This window comes from Clostridium manihotivorum (assembly GCF_004015185.1).
GTDB classification, from domain to species: domain Bacteria; phylum Bacillota; class Clostridia; order Clostridiales; family Clostridiaceae; genus Clostridium_AR; species Clostridium_AR manihotivorum.
This window is the reverse complement of record NZ_CP025746.1, coordinates 5829172-5855140: the sequence shown is the minus strand read 5'-3', so window position 1 is coordinate 5855140 and position 25969 is coordinate 5829172. Positions and strand designations below refer to the sequence as shown.

The following is a 25969-nucleotide window of genomic DNA, read 5'->3' as shown; positions in this document are numbered from 1 at the left end:
AAAATTTGTGGTAAATATAGTATCCTTCTATAATAAGTGGGCTAAAGCCTTATATACCAATGCCTTGAGGTAGTTAAAAATTTTTAAGGGACAACCACTATAATTATTCTATAATTGGAAAAAATAAAATGTACACTATAGAGAGGGAAGGATAATACTCATGAATATACTTGATTCAGTTAACTGCAGAAGGAGAATAATGTATTCTCTAAAGGAAAGTTATAATAGAATACTAGAAAATTATCAATATATCAATCAGCAAGTAAAAGAAAATAAGGATATAGTAGGAGCTGCAGAATGGCTACTAGATAATATTTATGTTATAGAAAAAGAGTATAAGACTATAAAACTAAATATGCCATGGGGTTACTTTGAAAATCTTCCTTTAGTAAATGGAGAGGAGTCTTGTCCTAAGGTTTATCTTTTAGCAAAGGAAATCTTGAAGTCAAATGATGGAAAGATTGAAGAGAATGATACCATAAACTTTTTAAAAGGCCGTGACGAGAGAGAGTACATAACCTTAGGAGAACTATGGGCATTTCCTTTGATGTTAAGAGTGGGGTTAATTGAAGGGATTGCTACGGTTACAGATAAACTTGCTTATATTCAAAAGGAAAAGCAAGCTGGTGAAGAACTAGCTTATAGAATAATAGATAGTAGCAATAAAGAAAGTTTAGAAAAAACCATTGATGACATAGGAAAAAGTGACGAGAAGTTCTCTATTGAAATGGGAGAAAAACTTTTTAGAGTTCTTAGAGACAATTCCATTGATAACGATGAGCTTTATAAAACTTTAGCTAAAAAGGTAACGAAGGAAGAAAAGTTTGAGGATGCCATAACTGGGGAGTTTATAAGAGAAAACAAGTTGCAGCTTTCTATGGGCAACTATATAACTTCACTAAGAACCATTGACGCTATAAGTTGGAAGTATGTTTTTGACAGCGTATCAAGAATAGAAAAACTTCTAAGTGAAGATCCAGAAGGTACCTATAGTTTAATGGATTTTGACTCTAAGGATTTTTATAGGCATAAGGTTGAAGAAATCAGCAGGATGACCTCTAAAGAGGAATGGAAGGTAGTAGAAGAAGCTTTAAGATTGTGTAATTCTGCAGGGCCTTTGGAGGAAGACAGGTATAAAGCGCATGTAGGTTATTACCTATTAGATGATGGGCAAAAAGATTTAGAGAAGAGTATAGGAAGATTCAGAAAGAAGAAGTTTATAACTCCAGCTAACTTTATTTTATATCAGATATTTCTAGTGATTTTATTTGAAATTATTATAGTATCCTTAGTTTACTTAGCAGCTCCTAATATGTCCAATGCTGAACTTATTACTGGAGCTTTGGTAGTACTTTTGCCATTGTCAGAAGTTGTTGTTGGTATATTAAATTGGAGTGTTACTAAGCTCTATAAACCGGATTTTCTACCTAAGTTAAATTTTGAAGAAGAGGGGATACCAGAACAGTGCAGAACCTTGGTGGTTATACCTGCTATATTTAACAGCCCTCATAAGGTAAAAGAACTTATGGATTCTTTAGAAGTGTATCATATTGCCAACAAGGATGATAACCTATACTTTGCCTTGTTAGGTGATTTAGGTGATTCTAAAGATGAGGAAGAAGAAAAGGATGAAGATATAAATTATATAGGTACAAAAACGGCGGAGATCTTAAATGATAAGTATTATAGCCATAAGGAGCAACACTTCTTTTTCTTTAACAGAAAAAGAGTTTTCAATGAAAGAGATAAAGTCTGGATGGGATGGGAAAGAAAAAGAGGGAAGCTTATGGAGTTCATGGCTTTATTAAGACATGATGCAGACACAACCTACAATGTGATCAGTGGAAATATTGATGAGCTTAGAAAAGCAAAATATCTAATAACGCTAGATGCAGATACAATACTTCCTATGTCAGCAGGTAAAAAGCTAGTAGGTGCTATGGCCCACGTTCTTAACAATGCAGTTGTTAGTGAGGATAACAAGGTTTTAAGAGGCTATGGAATAATGCAGCCTAAGGTTGACATGAAGATAGAAGCATCAGAAAAAACAATATTTACTCAAATATTTGCAGGAGATGGAGGCATAGATGTTTATTCTAGTGCAGCATCTGACTCCTATCAAGATCTGTTTAAAGAAGGTATATTCACAGGAAAAGGCATCATAAACATAGACGCCTTTTACAATATATTAAAGGATGAAATACCTGAGAATACTGTACTGAGCCATGATTTACTTGAGGGGTCTTATACTAGATGCGCTCTAGTAAGCGATATAAATGTAGTGGATGGATATCCAGCTTCTTATAAAGCTAGTAGTATGAGATCCCATAGATGGGTGAGGGGAGACTGGCAGATACTTCCTTGGTTGTTTAGTAGGAAGTTAAAGTTATTATCTAGGTGGCAGATCTTTGACAATCTAAGGAGAAGCTTAGTAGCTCCTTGGATTGTAATAAGTTTATTTATAACCATAATAACTCTTAAAAACGGAGAGATGTGGGACGTTTTTTCTTTGCTAGGAATAATATCTCTTGTAGCATTTGCTTTTACTGATATGCTGATTACTCCTAAATATAAGAAAAAGGATATTTTAAGAAGTTTAAAACAAGTGTTACTCACAATAACCTTTTTACCAAACCAATGTGTGCTTATGTTGGATGCCATAGGCAGGACATTATATAGAACAACTATATCAAAGAGGAATTTATTACAGTGGCAGACTTCTGCAGATGTTGAAGCAGCCTGCAGCAAAGATTTATATAGCTATTTTAAGTATATGTGGGCTTCATCTGTTATTGGTTTATTATACTTAATAGCCACTTTTAACAAGTCAATATCCCTAGGAAGTACGAACTTAATCATTTCTGTGCTATGGATTATAAGCCCAATAATTGCCTATTTAATAAGCAAAGAAGATAGGAATGTAAGCACCACATTTAAGGATATATCAGAGAAAGATAAGTTGCTTATTAGAACCTTGAGCAGAAGAACCTGGGCGTATTATGAGGACTTTGTAAATGAAGAAAATAACTACCTAGCCCCAGATAACTTCCAAGAGGACCCTAATAATGGGGTAGCTTTTAGAACTTCTCCTACAAATATGGCAATGGGACTGATGTCCAATGTAGTCGCAAGAGATATGGGATATTCTACTTTATTTGATTTAGTAGATAGGATAGAGAAAATCCTTAATAGTATGGATAAACTAGATAAGTTTCACGGACATTTTTTAAACTGGTATGACACGAGAACAAGAAATCCGTTATGGCCTAGATATGTTTCTACTGTAGATAGCGGAAACCTAGTTGGGTATTTGTGGGTTATTGAGGAAGCTCTAAACGAGTATCTAAAAAAGCCTTTAATTTCTGACAATCAAAGAATAGCTCTTATTGATACAATGAGTATAATCGAAGAAGAGTTAAAAGAAGAAGCTCTATTTAAGCTTGAAAAAGACACTATACTTAGCGAAGATATGAGTATAAGAAATTATGTAGGAATACTAAGGCAGATTGTAGAAAAGTGTTTAGATATTGAGTTTCAACATAAGCAAAAAGAGTTATATTGGGTTGATAAATTAAAAAGAGAAGCCATAATGAAGTTGGCAGAGATTGGGGAGGTTTCAGAATTTGATGATGAAGCTGTAGCAAATGATAGCAGTATGCTGGATGAAATAGATAAATTGTTGCTTAAGGTGCCTGTCATAAATTTAGCTACTTCATTGGGAGATATAGTTTACAATGAAGCTAAAGACGTAGGTAAAACTAGTAAGGCAGAATGCAGGATAAAAAATGAATCAATATTAAGTTTGGTTAGAAGAGTTAACACACTAATTGGAAGACTAGATACCATGGCTTCTGAAACAGACTTTAAAGTTTTGTACAATAGCCATAGGAAGATATTCTCCATAGGATATGATATGGAGAATAATACCTTAGGAGACAACTGTTATGATTTGTTAGCTTCAGAAGCAAGAGCAGCTTCTTTCATAGCTATTGCTAAAGGTGATGTAGAGTATGATCATTGGTTTAAGCTAGGAAGAGCTATAACTACTGCCTTTGGAACGAAGAGTCTTGTTTCTTGGAGTGGAACCATGTTTGAATACTTCATGCCAGCATTGATAATGAAGAATTACGAAGGTACTCTATGGGATATGACTTATAATTCAGTGATTGAAGCTCAAAAGATTTATGCTCATAAAAGGGGAATTCCATGGGGAATATCAGAATCAGCCTTCTATCATTTTGATGTTGCTATGAACTATCAATATAAAGCCTTTGGAGTTCCAGGAATAGGGCTAAAAAGAGGATTGGTAGACGAACTTGTAGTATCTCCATACTCTACAGTTATGGCGTTAAGTTTTGCTCCCTTATCTTCTATAGAAAATATGAATAATTTAATAAATAAAGGCATGGTAGGGAGATATGGATTTTATGAAGCCATAGATTTTACTGAGGAAAGGATAACTAGAGGAAAGAAAGAATCAACGGTGAAATGTTTCATGGTTCATCACCAAGGCATGAGTTTAATGTCTTTGGATAACTTTGCAAACGATAATATACTCCAAGAAAGATTCCATAAGCTACCTCAAGTTAAAGCCTTTGAATTGCTCCTTCAAGAAAAACAAGGCTATCATGAAATATTTACTAGAAAGCAAGAGTTTGATTTGCCAGAAATAAAGACAGAACAAGAAGCACTTATAGTAAGAGAATATTCTTCTATAACTGAGAATCCAGAGGTACTGCTTTTATCAAACGGGTCATATTCAACTGTTCTTACTAATAGCGGAAGTAGTCTTAGCAAGAAATGTGAAATGACTATAAATAGATGGAAGTCTGATACAACGGATGAAGGTGGCGGTATATTATTTTATATAAAGAATTTGAACAGCAATGAATACTGGAGTCCTTCCTACGAACCATGTAGAGTTATGGGCGATGACGAGGTAGTCCAATTTACTTTAGATAAGGCTTTATTTAAAAGAACTTTTGGAAATATTGAAAGTTCAATGGAAGTCTGCGTGTCTTCTCAGTATGATGCAGAGGTAAGAAAGATAACTTTAAAAAATAATTCGGAAAGCGAAAGAAGTATTGAGATAACAAGCTATATGGAAGTAACCTTAGCTCCATTTAGTGCTGATGTAGTTCATCCAACATTCTCAAATTTGTTTATTACAACTGAATATGATGAGGAAAACAGATGTATTATTGCCAAGAGAAGGCCTAGAGCTAAAGGACAAAAGCAAAATCATTTAATTCAAAAGATTGTAAGTGATGGCGATATTATCGGCTCAGTATCCTATGATACCTCTAGGGTGAACTTTATCGGAAGAAATAGAAGTCTTAGAGCTCCGAGAGCCATGGATAATGACGCTGCTTTGACAAATAGTATAGGTATAGTCTTAGATCCTATCATAGCTATGAGAGTTATGGTAAAAATACCTCCTAGAGAAAAAGTATCTTTATCTTACGTAACTATAGCAGCTGACAGCAGAGAGGAAGTTATGAAGATTGCAAACAGATACACAGACAATAGTTCTGTGGAAAGAGCATTTATAGGAGCAACTCAGCAGGTTGCATTAGAAATGAAGTATCTTGCTATAAAGTCTTTCCAAGCAAATATGTTCCAATCTTTAGCTTCTAATATGCTATTTTTGACCTCTTATAGAAGAGAAAATGAAGAATATATAAAAAATCTTAATAAGCATCAAAGAGATTTGTGGCCATACGGAATTTCAGGAGATCTTCCAATATTAATGCTTGTGATAAAAGAAGAAGCTGATATGGACCTTTTAAGACAGGTTATAAATCTGCATTATTATTGGAGAAGTAAGGGGTTAAAAACAGACTTAGTTATTTATAATGATGAGGAGACCTCTTATGATCTTCCTGTTCAAAAAAATATAATAGAACAAGTCAATACTTCTCAATCAAGAGATTATTGGAATAAGCCAGGTGGAATATATCTTCATAGTAAAAGTACCTTAGGTGAAGATATGAGAGATTTCTTAATAGGCATAGCTAAGCTTGTGATTAGTTCTGATAGAGGAACGTTGCTAAATCAGATGAAGCAATGGGAAGAAAAGGATAAGAAGGTAAGAGCAGATATATTGTTAAGACATAAAGAACTTCAAGGATATGATCTTCCAAGAAGAGAAACTATACTTAGAGAAATTAGTAAAACTGATTTATCTAATGATAAAAGTAATGTTAAGTATAGTGAATTTGTAAACTCAGAAGAGGTTACTAATTATGCTTATGATGTAGAATCACTAGATTTCTTTAATGGATATGGAGGCTTTAAAAAAGACGGAAGTGGATATGTAGTTGTACTAAATGACCACAGAGATACTCCAGCACCTTGGATAAATGTAATTTCAAATGGAAACTTTGGTTTTCATGTGTCTGAAAGTGGATCTTCATATACCTGGATAGGCAATTCAAGAGAAAATAAGATAACACCTTGGAATAACGACTGGGTAATGGATGCATCAACTGAAGGTCTTTATCTGAGAGATGATGTAAATGAAGAAATATGGAGTATAACACCTAAGCCTCTAAGAGATACAGGAGAATATGTTATAGAGCATGGATTTGGATATTCTGCTTTTAGCCATGATTACCATGGTATAAAAGGCAAAACTACTATGTTTTGCTCTATGCAAGACAACATCAAACTCTTAAAGATAGAACTTGAGAATAACGGAGAAGAAGATAGAACAATATCTCTATACTATTATGCTCAGTTGGTGTTAGGAGTTGTACCTCAACAATCTGCTCAATATATATCTACATATATTAGTGATATAGATATGGCTGGTAGTGCTACTGATGAACCTTCTGGCAGTAAGAAATCAAATGAAAGATTTATATGGGCATCAAATCCATACTCTTCAAGCTTTGGTACTTATAAGAGCTACCTTAAGTTTTATGGAGGTCAAGAAGAGAGTTTTACTGGAGACAGAAGTGAGTTCTTAGGACGAAATGAAAGCCTGGGTTATCCAAGTGCCTTAAGGCTAGAAAAACTATCTGATACTGTAGGCGGTGGCTTTGATCCATGTTTAGGCGCTCAAACTAAGGTTGTATTAAAGCCAAATAAGAGAAAGACCATAATACTAATGTTAGGAGCTGAAGAGAGCTTAGAAGCTATAGAAACTGTTATAAACAAATATAGTAGCTTCAGAGCAGTAGACGATACCTTAGAAAATGTTAAGGAATACTGGCAAAACTTCTTAGGAACTATTAAAGTAAAGACTCCTGATAAATCTATGGATTATATGGTAAATGGATGGCTTATATATCAAACTATGAGCTGTAGATACTGGGCTAGAACAGCCTTCTATCAATCTGGTGGAGCTTATGGATATAGAGATCAGCTTCAAGACTCTCTGTCTTTAGGTGTATTGAACCATGAGATTACAAGAAACCAAATACTAAGAAGTGCTTCAAGACAATATGAGGAAGGTGATGTTCAGCACTGGTGGCATCCTGTAGTAAATAGCGGTATAAGAACTAGGTTCAGTGATGACTTACTATGGCTACCATATGTTGTTTCTAAGTACATAAAATTTTCTGGAGACTATAGCATTTTAGATGAAGAAGCACCATTCCTTTATGATGAACCTCTTAAGGAAGGTGAAGATGAGAGATACTCAGATAGGTTTGAATCCAGAACCTCAGGAACTGTATATGAGCACTGTGTAAGAGCTATCAATAGATCATTAAAGTATGGTGAACATAATATACCTCTCATGGGCAGCGGTGACTGGAATGACGGAATGAGTACTGTAGGTAATGAAGGAAAGGGTGAGAGTGTATGGCTTGGTTGGTTCTTATACGAAATACTAGGTGATTTCTTAGATATAACAGGTTATAAAAAGGATAAGATAAATACAGATATCTTTGCCTATAATAGAGACTTCATATTAGAGAATTTGGAGAAGAATGCTTGGGATGGTGGTTGGTATAGAAGAGCATACTTTGATGATGGAACTCCATTAGGATCTAAGGAAAATGATGAGTGTAGGATCGACTCCTTAGCGCAAAGCTGGGCTGCTATAACCGGTGGAGGAAAACCTGAAAGAGTTAAGGAAGCTATGGAGGCCATCGACACCAACTTAGTAAAAGAAGATAAAGGTCTAATACTTCTTTTAAACCCACCATTTTATAATTCTAAGTTAGAGCCGGGATATATTAAAGGTTATGTACCTGGAGTAAGAGAAAACGGAGGACAGTACACTCATGCTGCAGTTTGGGTTATTGTAGCCTTGGCAAAGATGGGAATGGGTAATAAAGCTTGGCAATACTTTAATATGATAAATCCTATAAATCACAGTTCCTCTGAACTTTCTAGCAAAACTTATAAAGTAGAGCCATATGTTATGGCTGCAGATGTATATTTACAAGAACCGCATGGAGGAAGAGGTGGCTGGAGCTGGTATACTGGTGCATCCGGATGGATGTATAAAGCTGCAGTTGAATATATACTAGGTTTTAACTCTCATTATGGTAAAGGCTTTACTATAAATCCAGCTGTACCAACCAACTGGAAGCAATACGAGATAGAATATAACAAAGACAATATGTACTATCATATAGTAGTAAGCCAGGACCTAAAGGAGATTAATAAGGCTGGAGCTGATATTTCTAAGGTGATAATACTAGATGGTAATCCATTAGATGATGAAGTGGTTCCATTCCTAGAAGGAAACCACGAAGTTGAAGTTCATATATAAGGTTTAAATTAAAAAAAAAGAATTCGCTAAAGATCACATTCTTTAGCGAATTCTTTTACAAATGTACTTTTTATATTATATAGACATATATATTCTGAATTTACTGGTTAATATATGTAGTTGAATAGAGCATATATATACCAAATTATTTAATGAATGTGCAATATTGAGATGATTAAAAGACGCTAATGAAAATTACATTAGCGTCTTTTTCTTTATTGTTCATCGTCAGTATCATCATCTTCATATAGAGATTGATCAGTATAGTCAAACTCCATATAAGATATATTATTAACTACAATAGGATCTGTTTTTGGATTAGGTAGTTTTGTATAGGTATTTCCTGAACTAGAAAGCGATATTAAGTCATGCCCTTCAGGCGAATACCAGTCTCTTTCATCAGGTAGATAAGGTTTATTTTTATCTGACATAAGCATCACTCCTTCAATCATTAGTATGTCTGCTCAGAGTAATAGATATTCCGATTCTATAATTTCTAAACTTACTAGCAACTAGTTTAATGACTAATGGTGTATTCGTTTTATATATTTTATTTTGAACTAGTATATGTATAGCTTAAATATTTATAATCGAAATTCCATAAGTGTTTTGCATTGTAAAACTTATCCATAGAATTTATAATATATATAGATGGCTATTTATATTTTCAAGACCTTTTTAGGCTTTGAGGGAAAACTTTAAGCTAGAAGCTTTACTAAGAACTAGCATGTCTCTAGGACAAGCAATAAACATAATTTATATCCTTAGAAAATATAAATAATAAGTAGATTATAATAATTAGATTAAGTCATCAAATATCAAATAGGAGGATTTAATATGACAGAAGCAAATCAAGTATATAAGTGTGAAATATGTGGTAACATCGTAGAGGTAGTAAACAAGGCTGGTGGAACTTTAGTTTGTTGTGGTCAGCCAATGACATTAAAGAAAGAAAATACAACTGATGGAGCTAAAGAAAAGCATGTTCCAGTAGTAGAAGCTGTTGAAGGTGGAGTTTTAGTTAAGGTTGGAGAAGTAGCACATCCTATGACTGAAGAGCACTTAATTCAATGGGTAGAAGTTGTTACTGAAACTACAGTACTTAGAAAGAACTTCAAAGCTGGAGACAAGCCAGAAGCTTTCTTTAAGCTAGGAGAAGAAAAGGTAGTAGCAGTAAGAGAATACTGCAACTTACATGGACTTTGGAAGGTAGAACTATAATTCCAAATATATATATGTGTTTAAGAAAGAAGCAAGAGATTGCTTCTTTTTTATTTGAGCTCTCATCAAAACAAGCAATGTGAAGTATTAATTGCATCTTCAAAACGCATTTGCAATGCTTCAGAAGAAAGAATCTAAATCTATAGAATAATAGGAATAAAATCTCTGAAACCCTGATAGAATCAATAAATTCTTAACTTCTTATATTTATAACAATTTAAAAATATTACAATATAAAAGTTTAAGAATATAAGAAGTTATATTTTTAAAAAAACTTCATATTGAAGCCTTATAGTTTAGACGACCAATTAATTTAAATTACTTTAGAAGTTGTGATACATAGAAATTTTATTATATACATGCATGCATTAATCCATAAAGTATCGATACTGTAATCTTGACATTAATTTATTTTAACATATAAATAAACTTATGGATTTGGGTAAAGCATTGAATTATTTGTTATAATATAAATATGTAGCTTAGAAGCCGCAATTTATATTTTTAAAAATAAGAGTATCAAACATTATTATTTGATGTTTTAATTCGGATTATTTTTAATAGTATTGTTGAAATTAAGTGGTTATACAGGAGATGCTATATGAGCGAGCAGCTAGAATTAAATGATTTTTTCAGATGTAATGGCTTTAAAAATCACTAATACGTTCTTCATTAGGGATTTTTTGCGCATCTGCCTTTTCTGAACGTATGTGAAGAAATTCTGGCAGGCGACATATTCTCTCTTTTTACTCTTTATTTTAATAGCATTCTTAATATACTTATGATTAAGATACATAAGATTTATATAAAGTGAATGGTTAAATAAAGAGTAAAACTGTACTGTTCGAACGTAGTGAGTTTACAGTTTTAGCCATGGAATATGACAAAATCATATTAATTCTTTGCGTAAGCTCATTAAAGCATCGGATGATTAACCAATTAATTTCAACACAGGACTTTAAAATTGACATTACTTTTATGTCTTAAAAATACTGTAATTGCAACAGGCAGGCTTAAAATCATAGTTAAAACAGGAGAGGTGAACTACTGATGAAATATAAGTTAATATGTTTAGACATGGACGGTACGCTTTTAAGTAGTCCAAGTAGTATAAGTGAAGAAAATAGAAAAGCTGTTTTACAAGCTTATGAAAAAGGAGTAAAGGTTGCTATTGCAACAGGAAGACTTTTTACTTCAGCAAAGTTTTACGCTGATTTAATAGGTATAAAAGCTCCTATAGTAGCTTCAAATGGAGCTTATGTAAGAGAGAAAGATACTGAGGAAGTTATATATAAATCTTCTTTAAACCAAGATCAATTGGAGAGAATATATAATGTTATAAAGAAATATGATCTTTTAACATACTTCAATACTGAGGACACCCTAATATCTGAAATAGTAGTTGGAGAAAATCACGGCTATAAAGTAAATAATAAAGATTTACCAGAAGATAAGAGAATAAAGTTTGATGAAGGAATTGATTTTAAAGAAGCCTTTAAGAAGCATGAAGGATCTATACTTAAAGCTATTTGTGTGGAAATGGAAGACATAGATAAGCTTATGAAAGCTAAAGAGGAGCTTAAGCAATACTCAGATTTAGAAGTAGTAAGCTCATGGACAAATAACTTTGAGGTGATGAATGCAGGAACTTCTAAAGGAACTGCTGTAAAAAGGTTAGCTGAGATGCTTGGGATAAAACAAGAAGAAGTTATCTGTATGGGGGATAGTGAAAATGATCTTTCAATGATACAGTACGCAGGACTTGGTATAGCTATGGGCAATGCTGAAGAATTCATCAAAAAACAAGCTGATTATGTTACAGACACTAATGCCAATTCAGGAGTAGCTAAAGCAATAGAAAAGTTTGTATTGAATGAAGCTTAATTTGAAACACAATATTCGATATAAATATGTAATTTAATATAAGTAATGAAGTTAATAAATAATATTGAAAAGCTTAGTCATTAGTTTGACTAGGTTTTTTCTTTTAAATACTATAACCAACATTATTTGAATACATACATATAAGCAATAAAAATATAGAGTCAGAAGCTGTATAGGATGTATTCTAAACAGAATTATGAGTAATAAAAGCAAGTCTATCATATCTTTATCATATGTATGACTGATATTTACTTTTGTACTACATAATTAATCTTAAGGTAAAATTTATATTACTACTATTTAATAAATATTGGAGATATTATAAAATAGATATATCAATTTCAAAGCACATATAGGTATCCAACTTCAACTATTAATTTATATATGCCGATAATCCCCAGAAGCCGGTATTATCGAACATTTATAAATTAAGTTTCCGTAAAGGATACCTATAGAACACAAAAATAATATAAAGAGGTGTGAAATTAATGTATGGAATAACTCAATGCTATATATATAATACTATCGATTCTTATAATAGTGAGACTCCTGACGTCACAATAGAGATAAAGGAAATAAAGCAGAACGGAGATTATCTTACACTTAATGATACAAGTGGATATAATCACATAATAAATCTTACAAGAGTATTTGCAGTTACTTACAAGTCAACTCAAAATAGTGGGTACTAGAGAGGTAAAATAAAGGGTTATCATGAATAGAACTGAATTAGATATTTATAAGGTATATGATAGTTGGCAAAAGGATTTGGAAGGATTTCAGTGTTATCTTAAAGTGACTCCTTTTGCCACTTTAAAAAATTATAATGATTTTTCCTTAAGCGATGAAGTCAGCCCTAGTTTAGATAACATAAAAATATTCAATAGAATAAAGAAGTTTTTTAGTTCTAATGCTTTGTATATAATTGATTTTGATTCTAGTACAGCTTTAGATCTGGCATTGCTTTTGAATAACGAAGCTTTTGTAAAACCTATTTTGTCCTTCAATCATATATTTCATCCCTTTGGAATTGTAGGGGATGAAAGTATGGCTGAGAAGCTACTATTATACAGTGATAAGCTTAAGGTTATAAAACCTAAAGCTTACTGCTTTATATTGGACAAGGAACGCTATCAAGAGGATTATTTAGTTGATTATATGAAGTTTAATAACCAATATGAGATAACAGAGGAAGAGTTGCCTCCTGTAGAAGTTTTACAAGAACTAAAAGTTAGTAAAGTAGTGTATATATCTAAGGAATTTGTAAAAGAAGATGTAAAGTACTATCTTGAATATCTAAAAGCAAATAAAGTTATAGTTCAAGAGATTTTAAAGTTTTAGGAGATGTAAGAGAATGGACGAGAAGTGGAAAAAAAGAGCTTTAGCACTGTCAGTAGCCACTGCGGTAAGTTTAGCGAGTCCTTTATACAATGAAGGTAAGCTTATTGTTAAAGCAACTCCAAATAGTCTTACAGAAGATGAGGAGCAGCAGGCTGTGGATCAATTTGAAAAAGATGATGCTTATCATGGCACTGGATCTGCTGGAATAATATTTCCATCAAGTGTTCCTATAATGTTAAGAGGAAAGGCAACAAAGTTTTCTTCAGATAGCTGGAAGGCTTGGCAGGATGGAAAAGGGCTTTATGGTTATAAGCATGATAGGATGACCAGTTCCTCCAGTTAGTTGATTAGTTATAAATATGCATAAAGCCTTAAGTTATAAGGTTATTAAAGCATAGATTAACTTCAGTACGGTGCGGAGCAAAGTCTTACTTATAAATGAAAGAGTGAATTTTATGAAAATAGAGGAGTGTTATAGGTACAAAAGTTTAAGTGATATGATGCTTTTTAAGTACAATATGGTACATACCACCAGAGAGGACGATGTATTCTCCGATGAACCAATGCTGATTAGTGAAGCTGTGGCAAACAGCTTTAAGCATAGCAGTGAAGTTCTGAATGGTCTTATAGAAAGAATTATATCTAATATAAATACTGAATTTGAAGACTTAAAGCCTTTTATACCGGATTTTAAGTACAAGGATGAAATAATAGCTATAAAGAGGAGTTTGCCTGAAACTCTATGGGTTAGGTATGACGGATTTAGAAAAGAAAATGGAATCTTCTATAGTGAACTAAACTATGATAAGCCTTGTGCACAAAGAGAATGCAGTTTTAATTCCAAGGTAGAAGATGCTTTTGGAGATAATTTTGATGATGATTTATATAAAACTGTAAAAAGAATATGCTCAAAAGAGTTTCCTAACAAGGAGAAGATAAACATAGCCTTTTTAACAGCTCCTTCAAGATATGAGGAAACTCATCTTGTAATATACTTAAAAGATATATTAGAAGATAGTAAGCACTCTTTTATCCTAGCTGGTCCAGACAATTTTAATGTTTCGGATGATAAAGTATATGTTTTTGGAAAACCTATAGATGTGATAATAAGATTGTATCCTACGGAATTTTTATATGAAGTAAGGCATTTTGAGCAAATATTGAAACTTCATGACTTAGGAAAAGTTCTTATATTAAATGATCCTAGAGTGATAATAGGTCAATGCAAAAGTTTATATGCTTATCTGTGGAACCTTGTAGATAGCAAAGACTTTAGGATTAGTGAAGCAGAAGCTAAGGTGATAAAAGCGGTATTGCCAAGAACAGAAATCTTGAAAGCAGCTAATTTCTATAAGGCTGTTAATAATAAGAACAAATATGTGGTAAAACCTGTATTTGGAAGATATAGCATAGATGTATTTATAGGAAAGCTTCATAGTGAAGAGGAGTGGAAGGAAAGCCTTGATTATGTAAAGAAGGAAATGGACAATAAAACCTTTATACTCCAAGAATTCTGTGAAATAGAAGCTGAAACAGCTCCATACTATGATGGAAGGTTTAGCTATGATGTTGAAGCTTTTGGCAATTATGGAGTATTTCTAAGCGGGCATAAATTCATAGGAAGCTGCATTAGGTGGAATGATGATTATCTAACGGAAGAAGAGAGTACTTGGATAAGTTCGGTAAAAGTTAAAAAGAAAAGTTTTATGGAGGTTGCAAAGTCAAAGCTTGATTTGCATAGCCTTACTAAGAAGTTAGTGTTGGACCATGGCTTTACTGGGATATATGCAAAGAATTATAACTATATCAGTGAAGATATAATTTTAATGGACAAAAGTAAGTTTGAAGAATTGAAGCTTGCAACAGAAGAATTAGCTTATATCTTCAAAAAGACTACTAAGCTTATATATAATAACTTGGATATGTATGCTGATATTCTTGGAATAGAAGAGCTTAAAGAAACCATAAAGAGAGAGTATACTGATGAGCTTATATTCTTAGGAAGAATGGACTGGATGCTTGATAAGTACGGCAATCTGAAGGTGTTGGAGATAAATGCAGAAACCCCTGCAGGTATATTCGAAAGTACAGTGATTGACAAGTATTATTATGAAAGTGTTAAAGATAATAAAGGCTTGAAGATAACTCCGATTAATAATGAAATGCCAAAGCTTATTAAGATGCAGTTCAATAAAATATTAAAAGATCTAAAAGCTAAGAAGAACGTAAGTACAGTGGCTATAGTAGCTGCGACTTACTATGAAGATTGGTATACCATTAATAGTATTTATGAAGCTATTAAGGGAGAAGATACGGAAGAGGCTCAGGATAATGATATAGAGGTAATAACTGGAAGTATATATGACATAGAGGTGAAAGAAGATCAATGTTATTTATATGGCAAAAAAATTGATTGCTTTTATAGGTTTTATCCTTTAGATTGGTTTTTTGATCCCAAATATGAGGTGGAGGCTATAGGAGAACTTATTAATAAAAGTATATTCTCAATAAATCCAGTTTCTTCTATAATACCACAGAGTAAGGGCTTTTTTAGTGCAATTTATGAGCTTTTAAAATATGATTTTTATAGTGAAGAGGAAAAGAAGCTTATTGTAAAATATATTCCTTATACAACCTTTGATCCAACAAGCTTAAAAAATGAGAACTATATTGTGAAGCCTCTTTTAGGAAGAGAAGGCAGCGATATTAAACTATCTTATGAGTTAGATAATTTGCCAGAGTATGACTGTGTATTCCAGGAGACGGTGAAGGGAGCTACCTTGAAGTTTACAGTTAAGTGCAATACAGGTACTTGGTCAGAAAACCTCTATCCTATAATAGGAACTTATATTGTTGGAGATAACTTTGCAGGAATATATACTAGGGTAGGATCAAAAATAACTGATAGCATATGTATGTATTCACCTTTATATACAATTGAAAGAGAGGGGGATAATTAATTATGGATGATAATAAACCCGCCATAAATAAAAATATATACCAAGCTCCCAAGAATCCTTCAAAATTAAAGAATTCAAGATTCAATAACAAATCTGTATCTAAAGAGAAGGAAAAGTTCTACAATGAATCTTTGATAAAAACTAAGAATAAAGTTAAGAATCCATCTATGAATAAGAAGTTTACATCTGACTCAAAAGATGACTTGAAAGCCTTAAAGCTAGCAGGAATACTTTTAGCTATATTCGGTGGTTTAGTAATACTAGCAGTATTTATCTTTGGAATGTCTAAAAGTGATAGCGACTTTTTTAAGGGGAAAAAGTATTTTGACTATTTGGGCATAGATGCAACCAGTACCTTTAATGAAAAGCTAGATAACAAATATAATCTAGTGAAAAGTGACAACTATTATGCAGGTACCTTTACTTACGAAGATGAAAGTTACTATAGGTTTGAGGTAGATAATCAGGGAGAGAAATCCTACGATATGGAGATAAGCTCCTTGCAGTGCAATGTAAGTGAAGAGGACAATTTAAATACTGGATATGTAGAGGTATTTAAAAGAACTTATAAATCCACATCAGGAGAATACTCAGGCAAAAATGTAGATGTATTTTTCTATAAGTTGCATGTACCAAAGGGTGGAATTAAAAAGTTTGAATAGAAAAGGTAGAGGCGAAAAAAATGCTAATGAAAAACGCTTCTGCCTTTTTCATTAGCATTTATGGGATTTAATGAGCAAATCCCATTGAGTGATTTTTGGATGATGATGATGTATTAATACCCTTAAAAATGAAACCTGCCAGTTCATTCTTACTTATTAATACCCCTAAGCCTAGAGGAATTAATAGTCCTATTAGGGTGAATATTACGTAGTTATAAGTAAATAATGTTTCAAAGTAATGATTTAATGGTATATGCAAGTACATAATAATAAGTGAGTTTGAACCAACAAGCTTAAAGAAGCTTGATATCTTACTTAGCTGTTTTAGTGCACTTAGATGATAGCTCAAAGATATTATAAATACTGTAAAAGTCAATGGTACTAAAAGATCCAAAAAGTAATATCTAAACTCAGAGTACTTTATATTCATATAGTAATATACTTGAAAAACTGTATTTAATCTTAAATAGCTTATTGCAAGTAAGCCACTTATGATTAAAGTTATTTTACTACTTGCAAATCTTAATATATCTTTTGAGTAATAGCCTATAGCATAGTATGGTAAGGTAATCATTAATGCATCTAGGTTCCAAGGTATATAGTTAGCTGTAGTTATGTCAACTACATTTTCAGGAACGGTAGCTAAAACGAAAGCATGACCAGCAATATACAGTCCGCTGATTATTAATACAAGTGCTGGAGTGGATAAGAACTTCTTACCATAATGGAATAAAACCTTTGTAAGGAACAGACATGGTATAAACCAGAATACACCAGGCATCATCTTACCAGCATATATATGTTCGTAACTGTAATGAATTATGTTTGCAAGAGATAAGTCCTGTGGACTAGTCATAAAGGTTAAGATCATATCTATAATTGAAAATGCTGTATATGGTATGAAAAATTTAACCGCCTGAGATTTTAGGCTAAGTTTGTCCTTATACAACAATCCACTAATTATAAAAAATGCAGGCATATGAAACCAATACATATATTGAGCGAAAGGAAAATCGCTATGGCAAAGAATTACTGTAATGATTAAAAAGCCTTTTGCAATATCAAGGTAGTCCACTCTTTTTGAGTTCCCCATAATTAACTCCTCCTACTTTCAGAAGAACCACCTAGATTTAATTACAAAATTAAAGCAATAATAATTTTTATATAGTGGCTCTCAATCAAAATTTAATTAATATTTTCCTAAAAATTATGTAAAACCATTATATGGATATTATACCTCATCTTAAAATGAAGTGATACATCCTTAGTTATCCAATCTTAATGTTAATATTCTTTTAACAAAAACTATTTTAGCACAAAAAAATAGTATAATAGGAGTTTTCTGATATCTTTAAAAAAAAGTTTATCATTGTGTGAAACTGTGTGAAGCTTTGTGTGATGCCACATGGATTAAAGTTACTATAACACATTATTCAATAAAAAATGGAACAATATTATACTGTAATTTTCTACTATATTAATTATAAACAATACTTGAGGATGTATTAAGTAATTCGCAAATTTGGTTATAAACAGCACAATGATATAGGATTTGAAACTTTATATCTATATTTGTTGAAAAATTGTCTGTAAATTGCTATAATTAGCTTGTTTTGAGTTAAGTATATAGATATGAATAAAATTCAGTTTAAATAGAGGTCTTTGCTATTTTGGCTTGGACCTTTTTTGGAGAGTGAACCAATGTAATATTTAGTATAGTACGAGAGATAGCTACAATATTTTATAAAATTGATTTTGAAGTTCGGTAAATGCATAAAGTTTTAGAGTTTATGCATTTCATTAATAAAGGAGGATTAACAGTGGCAGAGTTTATTGAAGAGATAGAAAAAAGACGTACCTTCGCTATAATTTCTCACCCTGACGCAGGTAAAACTACACTTACAGAAAAGCTTCTATTATACGGAGGCGCTATAAGACTTGCCGGTTCTGTAAAGGCTAGAAAAGCATCTAAGCATGCTGTTTCTGACTGGATGGAAATAGAAAAACAAAGAGGTATATCAGTAACATCATCAGTTATGCAGTTTAACTATGATGGATACTGTATAAATATATTGGACACTCCAGGACACCAAGACTTCTCAGAGGATACTTATAGAACCTTGATGGCTGCAGATAGTGCTGTAATGGTAATTGATGCTGCAAAGGGTGTGGAAGATCAGACTAGGAAGCTGTTCCATGTTTGTTCCTTAAGAGGTATTCCTATATTCACATTTATAAACAAGATGGATAGAGAAGCTCAGGATCCATTTCAGCTTTTAGAGGACATAGAAAGAGAACTTGGGATAAAGTCATATCCTATGAATTGGCCTATAGGCTCAGGAAAAGACTTTAAAGGTGTATATGCAAGAAATAACAACTCTATAGAGGTATTCAATGGCGGCAATCACGGACAGACAGAAGTTAATGCGGTAGAAGGAGATGTTTCAGATCCAGTATTTAAGGACCTTTTAGGAGAAGCACTTCATTCTAAGCTTATGGAAGATATAGAGCTCTTAGATATAGCAGGTGACGATTTTGATCTTGAAAAGGTTAGAACTGGAGATCTTTCACCAGTTTTCTTCGGATCAGCACTAACTAACTTTGGTGTAGAGCCATTTCTAAAGGACTTTTTACAACTTACGTCATCACCACTTCCAAGAAAATCAAGCAAAGGAGAAATAGATCCTTTCAAGGAAGATTTCTCAGCTTTCGTATTTAAGATTCAAGCTAATATGAATAAGGCTCATAGAGATAGAATAGCCTTTATGAGAATATGCTCAGGTAAGTTTGAAAAAGGAATGGAAGTTAATCACGTACAAGGTGGAAAGAAGATAAAACTTACACAACCTCAACAATTTTTGGCTCAAGATAGAGAAATAATTGATGAAGCATATGCTGGAGACATTATCGGTGTATTTGACCCAGGTATATTCTCAATAGGGGATACCTTATGCTTTGATTCTTCAAAATTCAAATTTGAAGGAATTCCTACCTTTGCTCCTGAGCACTTTGCAAGAGTAAGGCCTGTGGATACCATGAAGAGAAAGCAATTTATAAAAGGAATAAGTCAAATAGCTCAAGAGGGTGCCATCCAAGTATTTAAAGAATTCTATGTTGGAATGGAAGAGATAATAGTTGGAGTTGTAGGTGTACTTCAATTCGAAGTTCTAGAATATAGATTGAAGAGTGAATACAATGTTGACATAAAAATGGATAGATCATCTTATAGATATGTAAGATGGATAGAAAATGATGATATAGATGTTGATAAGTTAAACCTAACTTCAGATACTAAGAAGGTTAAAGACTTTAGAGATAGAAATCTTCTTATATTCCAAAATGACTGGGGTATAAGCTGGGCTCTAGATCATAATAAAGGCTTGGTACTTTCAGATATAGGTAAGACAGAATAATCTATAGTTATTAAATATTGACTATAAGTAAAAAAGGTTTCTGACCTAGACAGTAAAAAAGCCGCTGAAGCGATCTTGCTTCAGCGACTTTTTTTGTGCATCTGCCTTTTCTGAACGTATGGGAAGAAATGATGGCAGGCGACATAATTTAATTTTTTACTGTTTACCATAAGTAGCTAATTTAAAGCCTTTATACTGGTAGGTTCAGCTAAGAAAATATGTACTTTATCAAAACCTTTTTACTGTATGTCTAAGATAGATAGTATCTTTTCGCATCTTTCCTTTGTGTTACCTTCGATAACTTGATAATTAACGTTTTCTGAGTCTAAGAATTGCTTTATGGCTAGGTCTATACCCTCAGCGGCAGTTTCATCTTGCCATCTTACACCATCTTTAGTATATCCAAACTCTCTTGGAACAAAGAAGATATGATCGTACTTGTCCAAATCTTTAAGCGCAAGTGAGTATAAATCCTTTAAAATCTCTTTATCTTTTACTGTTCTTTTTTTATCGCCAAGCATGAAACGGCCGTATATATAAGGCACAAAAGTAGCATAGTCAGTAACTGCATAGTCAAAATCATTTAGAGAATCCTCTATATTCTTTTGTCCTAAATAAATACCATACTGTTCTGCAATAGATTCAATCATTCCTTTTTCTCTAAGGTACTCAGTACTATATTCAGTTGCAGCACCTACATTTAAGCCTTTAATCTTCATATCTACATATAACTGTTGTATTAATGTGGTTTTTCCACATCTAGGACCACCTAGAATTGCAATTCTAATTGGCATTTTACAAACCCCCGCATAAATTATTCTAATAAACTTTTAGAATTCGAATTTTATGAAAACAAAGTTATTATAGCAGTTTTAGACAAGCATTTCAATGAAGGATTAGTAAAAGGAATACTTTGGTTACTATAGGGTTCCATTACGAAAACTTAATTTATACTTGTTCTAAAATCCCGGCTTCTGGGGATTTTCGGGCACGTATAAATTAATAGTTTAAGTTGGAACCCTATAATAGCTATAGATAAACTTGAAATATTCAGATAACTTAATACACTATAGAACACAATAAAACAAGTGTAATCGTTACAAAATGTACATATTTTTATCTAATACCATATTATTATTATCCAACAATAACTCAATCAATGGTATAATAAAGTCGTAAAAACATAACGGGGGATGAGTAAGCTTATGTATAAATTAATTGCTATAGATATGGATGGTACTTTATTAAAAGAAGATAAGACAATTTCAGATATGACAAAGAAGGCAATAAGAAGTGCTAAAAAGAGAGGCGTTAAAGTAGTTATTGCTTCTGGAAGACCTGTTCAAGGTTTGACTAGATACTTAGAAGAGTTAGAATTAATTGCTGAAAATGAATATGTACTAAGTTTTAATGGTGCATTGATTCAAAATACAAAAACTAAAGAAGTTATTGGTAAAACTGTATTAAAGGGAAGCGACTTAAGATATTTGTACAACCTTAGTAAGGAACTAGGACTTAATATCCATGCTTTTACTGATAATGGATGTATTACTCCGAAGATGAGCAAATATACTGAAGTTGAAGCAACAATAAATGGTATTGAGGTAGGAATAGTAGATTTTAATGAGGTTTCAGTGGATGAAGATATTGCAAAAGTAATGATGGTTGATGAGCCTGAAATACTAGAAGCTGCTATAGAAAAGTTACCTAAAGAAGTATATGAAAAATATACAGTTGTAAGAAGTGCACCATACTTCCTAGAATTCTTAAATAAGGAAAGCAATAAAGGAGAAGGTGTAAGAGCTCTTGCGGAACATTTAGGTATTAAGCAAGAAGAAGTAATCTGTGTAGGTGATGCTGGCAATGACCTTCATATGATAGAATTTGCTGGTCTTGGAGTTGCTATGGGCAATGCCTTTGACGAAGTAAAACAAGTAGCTAATTATGTAACCTCAACAAATGAAGAAGATGGTGTTGCTGAAGTAATAGAAAAGTTTATATTAGCAGGCTAATATTATTTAATATAGCCCAAAAATATTTTTAGACCATAGAAGATCCTAATCAGTTTAGTGAGGAGCTGATTAGGATTTTTTGCTGTCTAGGAAGCTGTAATGAATGCTAAAGTACACGAGACCGATAATAAAAAGCTTGTCTTTTTATTGGGAAATTCACATAAAGAAAACATAGTCTTATGCCATAATAAGGTTGGAAAGAAACTAATTATAGGTAGGAGGCATATATATGAATATTTCGTCAGTGTCGTCATCAAGTACAGCTAATACATCTTTTAGTACCACTAGCAGCAGTGATGACGTATCTCAGCTTGAGAAGCAAAAAGCAAGTTTAGAGAGTCAACTACAAAAAGTTAACTCAAGTAAGGAAGATGAAAAGACAAAACAGCAGCAAGTAAAAACTATTGAGGCACAGATTGAACAGCTTGAGGCTGAGATACAGCAAAGGCAAGCAGAAAAAACAAACGCATCTAAAAATAATGAGAGTGTTAGTACCAATAATGGCCAAGTGTCAAAAGTAATTTCAAAAGATAAGGATGATGAAAAATCCAAGTCTTCTATTCAGTATCCTACTGGAAATATTATAGATGTAATGGCTTAGTGTAAATTAAAAACGTTAAAATTTTATCAGGTTGACAAATTATTTTAGTAGTGTTATATTGAAGAAAATTAAATAAATATCTTCAGGGCAGGGTGTGAATCCCTACCGGCGGTATAGCCCGCGAGCCGTAAGGCAGATTCGGTGAGACTCCGAGGCCGACAGTAAAGTCTGGATAGAAGAAGATTAATAAAGTAATTTATTAATATGAGTAGTTATATATTTAAATGACACAGTAATTTATATTTTTATTGAGAACTATAGATTTATTTAATCTATTTTGCTTTTGAAGATGTACCACTTCAATAAGAAATATATTTTCAAAGACCCTCATGGTTATAAGAGGAGAGCTTGAAAATATAAATCTTAATATGAGGTGGTACATCTATGTTTAAGCATGAAAATATTTTGTGTTTATAAATATATTGTGAAATTATTAATAGATAAAGTGAGTATTTTACGCCCTGAGAAATTTATTTCTCAGGGCTTTAATTTTTTTCTCTTAAAAGTTTATAGAGTTCCCCTTCAATATAAAATCTTTATTAAAGGCTTGTCTGATTTCTAAAAGAAGAGCTGAAAGTAAAAATTTTATAGCCAAGGGGTACATCTATACTTGAATAAATGGAAAACTAAATAAAGCTTATAAAATATTTGTCCTAAAGAGAAGAAAATTAAAGCCCGCCAATTATAAAAAAGTGACTGGAGTGATTTTTTATGGATGTCAAGTTTATGAAGAGAGCATTGGAACTGGCAGAAAAGGGTAGCGGTCATGTTAGCCCTAATCCACTGGTGGGAGCTGTAATTGTGAAAGATGGAAAAGTTATTGGAGAAGGGTATCATATGGTTTATGGAGGCAATCATGCAGAGGTCAATGCCTTTGAAAATGCATCAGAAGATGTTAGTGGTGCAACCATGTATGTTAATCTAGAGCCTTGCTCACATTATGGAAAGACCCCTCCTTGTGCAAAGGCTATAGTAGAAAAAAACATCAAAAAAGTTGTTATAGGCATGGAAGACCCAAATCCTCTAGTGTCAGGGAAAGGCATAAAACATTTGAGAGATAATGGCGTAGAAGTAGTGTTGGGCGTAATGGAAACGGAAGCAAAAGCTCTTAATGAAGAGTTTATAAACTATATATCTAAAAATATTTAAAGTAAAAGTGAGGTGAGTGATTATTTTTACTGGGTTAATAGAGGAAATAGGCACTGTTGAAAAAATAGATAAAACAGAAAAATCAGCAGTAATAACAATAGGTGCTAAAACAGTATTAGATGAAGTGAAGCTTGGAGACAGTATCTGTACCAATGGAGTTTGCCTTACAGTAACTTCATTTTACCATGGCAAGTTTACTGTTGATGTAATGGCAGAAACTATGAGAAGAAGTAATCTTAAAGATCTTGAAAGAGGCAGTAAGGTCAACCTGGAAAGAGCTTTAAGATTAAGTGATAGATTAGGCGGACATATGGTTAGTGGACATATAGATGGAGTAGGAAAGATAGAAAAGTTTTTAGAAGAGGCTAATGCAGTTTGGATAACAATATCAGCAGATGAAACTATACTTAAGTATGTGGTGGAAAAAGGATCTATTGCTATAGATGGGGTGAGTCTTACTGTAGCTTACGTAGATGAAGCTTCTTTTAGAGTTTCTATAATACCTCATACTAAGACCATGACAACTCTTTTAAGCAAGCATCTTGGTGATGAAGTGAATTTAGAATGTGATGTTGTAGGAAAATATGTTGAGAAAATTCTTGGCATGAACAATAGAGATAGCAAAAAAGAAGATATAAGTATGGATTTTTTAAAAGATAATGGCTTTGCTTAGAGAGCTAATTACATTTATAAATTGTAAATAAAATCAATCGGTATACAAGAGTGTACACGAGATATTTAACGGAGGAATATTGAAATGAGTAAATTTAATACAGTATTAGAGGCAATTGAAGACATAAAACTTGGAAAGATGATTGTAGTTGTAGATGATGAGGATAGAGAAAATGAAGGCGATTTGTTAATGGCTGCTGAAAAAGTTACTCCTGAAGCTATTAACTTTATGACTAAGTATGCCAGAGGTCTAATCTGCATGCCAGTTAATAAAGAAAGATTGATGGAACTTGAAATAAACCAGATGGTACCACAAAATACTGAGTCTCATAAAACTGCCTTTACAGTTTCTATAGATGCAATAGAAACAACTACTGGTATATCTGCTTATGAAAGAGCAGCTACAGTTTTAAAGGTGCTAGATCCAGCTACAAAACCATCAGACTTGAGAAGACCAGGACATATATTTCCGATTGAAGCTAAGAATGGCGGTGTGTTAGAGAGAAATGGTCATACTGAATCTGCTGTTGATCTAGCTAGGCTTGCGGGTTTGTACCCTGCTGGAGTTATATGTGAGATTATGAATGAAGATGGTACCATGGCAAGAGTTCCAGACCTTATGGATTTTGTAAAAGTACATGATCTAAAAATCATAACAGTGGCTGATTTAATAAAGTATAGAGAAGCTATATAGTAATTGTTAGTTTAGTCTTATGTAATATTTGCTTTAAAGTGTTGTGTTGAAATTAAGTATGTATAGATTTGCAGTATAATCGCTTAATTTCAACAGTATTAAATATTTTTATTTATAATAAAAATCTAAAATCAATAAAGTGTTAAAAAATAGGAGGAATAAAATATGAAAATATATGAAGGAAAGCTAATTGCACAAGGTTTAAAGTTTGGAATTATTGTAGGAAGATTTAATGAGTTTATAGGCGGAAAGCTTTTGTCAGGAGCTTTAGATGGGTTAAAGAGACATGGAGCTTTAGAAAACGAAATAGAAATAGCTTGGGTGCCTGGAGCTTTTGAGATACCACTAATAGCTAAGAAGCTAGCTAAATCAAATAAATACGATGCAGTAATATGCCTTGGAGCAGTAATAAAAGGATCAACTCCACATTTTGACTATGTGTCTAGTGAGGTTTCAAAAGGTATAGCTAGTGTATCTCTAGAGACAGAGGTTCCAGTGATATTTGGTGTATTAACTACTGATACCATAGAGCAAGCCATAGAAAGAGCTGGAACAAAAGCAGGAAATAAGGGCTATGATGCTGCTATTACAGCCATAGAAATGGCAAACCTTCTTAGAGAGTTTAAGTAAAA

The 25969-nt window shown here is 32.7% G+C and carries 16 protein-coding genes, 2 pseudogenes and 1 riboswitch; of the genes and pseudogenes, 15 read left to right on the top strand and 3 right to left on the bottom strand.

What is annotated here, in order from left to right:
• The first annotated feature begins 160 nt into the window (after nucleotides 1-160).
• Nucleotides 161-8728, top strand: coding sequence for a glycoside hydrolase family 94 protein (locus tag C1I91_RS25915; RefSeq protein ID WP_128215517.1), 8568 nt, complete (start codon nucleotides 161-163; stop codon nucleotides 8726-8728).
• A 215-nt stretch (nucleotides 8729-8943) separates the two neighbouring features.
• On the opposite strand, the gene C1I91_RS25910 is transcribed toward C1I91_RS25915, so the two are convergent.
• On the bottom strand, nucleotides 8944-9159 hold the full coding sequence (locus C1I91_RS25910) for a hypothetical protein (protein ID WP_128215516.1): 216 nt from the start codon (nucleotides 9157-9159) through the stop codon (nucleotides 8944-8946).
• 406 nt (nucleotides 9160-9565) lie between these two features.
• Between C1I91_RS25910 and C1I91_RS25905 the strand changes: the two genes are divergently transcribed.
• The 7 genes from C1I91_RS25905 (at nucleotide 9566) to C1I91_RS25875 (ending at nucleotide 16796) form a co-directional block, all read left to right on the top strand.
• Entirely contained in the window at nucleotides 9566-9949 is a 384-nt protein-coding gene (locus C1I91_RS25905) for a desulfoferrodoxin (RefSeq protein ID WP_128215515.1), read from the top strand.
• A 1050-nt stretch (nucleotides 9950-10999) separates the two neighbouring features.
• Nucleotides 11000-11833 (top strand): Cof-type HAD-IIB family hydrolase, encoded by an 834-nt coding sequence (locus C1I91_RS25900; protein ID WP_128215514.1) that lies wholly within the window; start codon nucleotides 11000-11002, stop codon nucleotides 11831-11833.
• Nucleotides 11834-12321: 488 nt separating this feature from the next.
• Nucleotides 12322-12525 (top strand): hypothetical protein, encoded by a 204-nt coding sequence (locus tag C1I91_RS25895; RefSeq protein ID WP_128215513.1) that lies wholly within the window; start codon nucleotides 12322-12324, stop codon nucleotides 12523-12525.
• 22 nt (nucleotides 12526-12547) lie between these two features.
• Nucleotides 12548-13174 carry a hypothetical protein gene (locus tag C1I91_RS25890; RefSeq protein WP_128215512.1) on the top strand — a complete coding sequence of 209 codons (627 nt, stop codon included), beginning with the start codon at nucleotides 12548-12550 and terminating at the stop codon, nucleotides 13172-13174.
• A 13-nt stretch (nucleotides 13175-13187) separates the two neighbouring features.
• Nucleotides 13188-13517: a hypothetical protein gene (locus C1I91_RS25885; RefSeq protein WP_128215511.1), complete on the top strand. Its 330-nt coding sequence runs from the start codon at nucleotides 13188-13190 to the stop codon at nucleotides 13515-13517.
• A 112-nt stretch (nucleotides 13518-13629) separates the two neighbouring features.
• Nucleotides 13630-16134, top strand: coding sequence for a glutathionylspermidine synthase family protein (locus tag C1I91_RS25880; protein ID WP_128215510.1), 2505 nt, complete (start codon nucleotides 13630-13632; stop codon nucleotides 16132-16134).
• A gap of 2 nt (nucleotides 16135-16136) precedes the next feature.
• Nucleotides 16137-16796 (top strand): hypothetical protein, encoded by a 660-nt coding sequence (locus C1I91_RS25875; protein WP_128215509.1) that lies wholly within the window; start codon nucleotides 16137-16139, stop codon nucleotides 16794-16796.
• Between the two features lie 67 nt (nucleotides 16797-16863).
• On the opposite strand, the gene C1I91_RS25870 is transcribed toward C1I91_RS25875, so the two are convergent.
• Nucleotides 16864-17889 (bottom strand): acyltransferase family protein, encoded by a 1026-nt coding sequence (locus tag C1I91_RS25870; protein ID WP_128215508.1) that lies wholly within the window; start codon nucleotides 17887-17889, stop codon nucleotides 16864-16866.
• A gap of 697 nt (nucleotides 17890-18586) precedes the next feature.
• On the opposite strand from C1I91_RS25870, the gene C1I91_RS25865 reads away from it, so the two are divergent.
• Nucleotides 18587-20209 (top strand): peptide chain release factor 3, encoded by a 1623-nt coding sequence (locus C1I91_RS25865; RefSeq protein ID WP_420808443.1) that lies wholly within the window; start codon nucleotides 18587-18589, stop codon nucleotides 20207-20209.
• 239 nt (nucleotides 20210-20448) lie between these two features.
• Here C1I91_RS25865 and C1I91_RS25860 read toward each other — a convergent pair whose 3' ends face one another.
• Entirely contained in the window at nucleotides 20449-21003 is a 555-nt protein-coding gene (locus C1I91_RS25860) for an AAA family ATPase (RefSeq protein ID WP_128215506.1), read from the bottom strand.
• A 411-nt stretch (nucleotides 21004-21414) separates the two neighbouring features.
• Here C1I91_RS25860 and yidA point away from each other — a divergent pair, with 411 nt between their 5' ends.
• From yidA to ribH, 6 genes and pseudogenes are all read left to right on the top strand, one after another.
• Complete coding sequence (gene yidA / locus C1I91_RS25855) at nucleotides 21415-22221, top strand: sugar-phosphatase (protein WP_128215505.1); 807 nt, start codon at nucleotides 21415-21417, stop codon at nucleotides 22219-22221.
• Nucleotides 22222-22450: 229 nt separating this feature from the next.
• Nucleotides 22451-22822: a FlxA-like family protein gene (locus C1I91_RS25850; protein ID WP_128215504.1), complete on the top strand. Its 372-nt coding sequence runs from the start codon at nucleotides 22451-22453 to the stop codon at nucleotides 22820-22822.
• Between the two features lie 74 nt (nucleotides 22823-22896).
• Nucleotides 22897-23010: riboswitch (FMN riboswitch) on the top strand.
• A 523-nt stretch (nucleotides 23011-23533) separates the two neighbouring features.
• Nucleotides 23534-23968: pseudogene (gene ribD, locus C1I91_RS25845) on the top strand (bifunctional diaminohydroxyphosphoribosylaminopyrimidine deaminase/5-amino-6-(5-phosphoribosylamino)uracil reductase RibD); the annotation flags it as partial.
• A 25-nt stretch (nucleotides 23969-23993) separates the two neighbouring features.
• Nucleotides 23994-24644, top strand: a complete 651-nt coding sequence (locus tag C1I91_RS25840; protein WP_128216111.1) for a riboflavin synthase — start codon at nucleotides 23994-23996, stop codon at nucleotides 24642-24644.
• Between the two features lie 84 nt (nucleotides 24645-24728).
• A pseudogene (gene ribB, locus C1I91_RS25835) lies at nucleotides 24729-25325 on the top strand (3,4-dihydroxy-2-butanone-4-phosphate synthase); the annotation flags it as partial.
• A gap of 177 nt (nucleotides 25326-25502) precedes the next feature.
• Nucleotides 25503-25967, top strand: coding sequence for a 6,7-dimethyl-8-ribityllumazine synthase (gene ribH, locus C1I91_RS25830; protein ID WP_128215501.1), 465 nt, complete (start codon nucleotides 25503-25505; stop codon nucleotides 25965-25967).
• The last annotated feature ends 2 nt before the right edge of the window (nucleotides 25968-25969 follow it).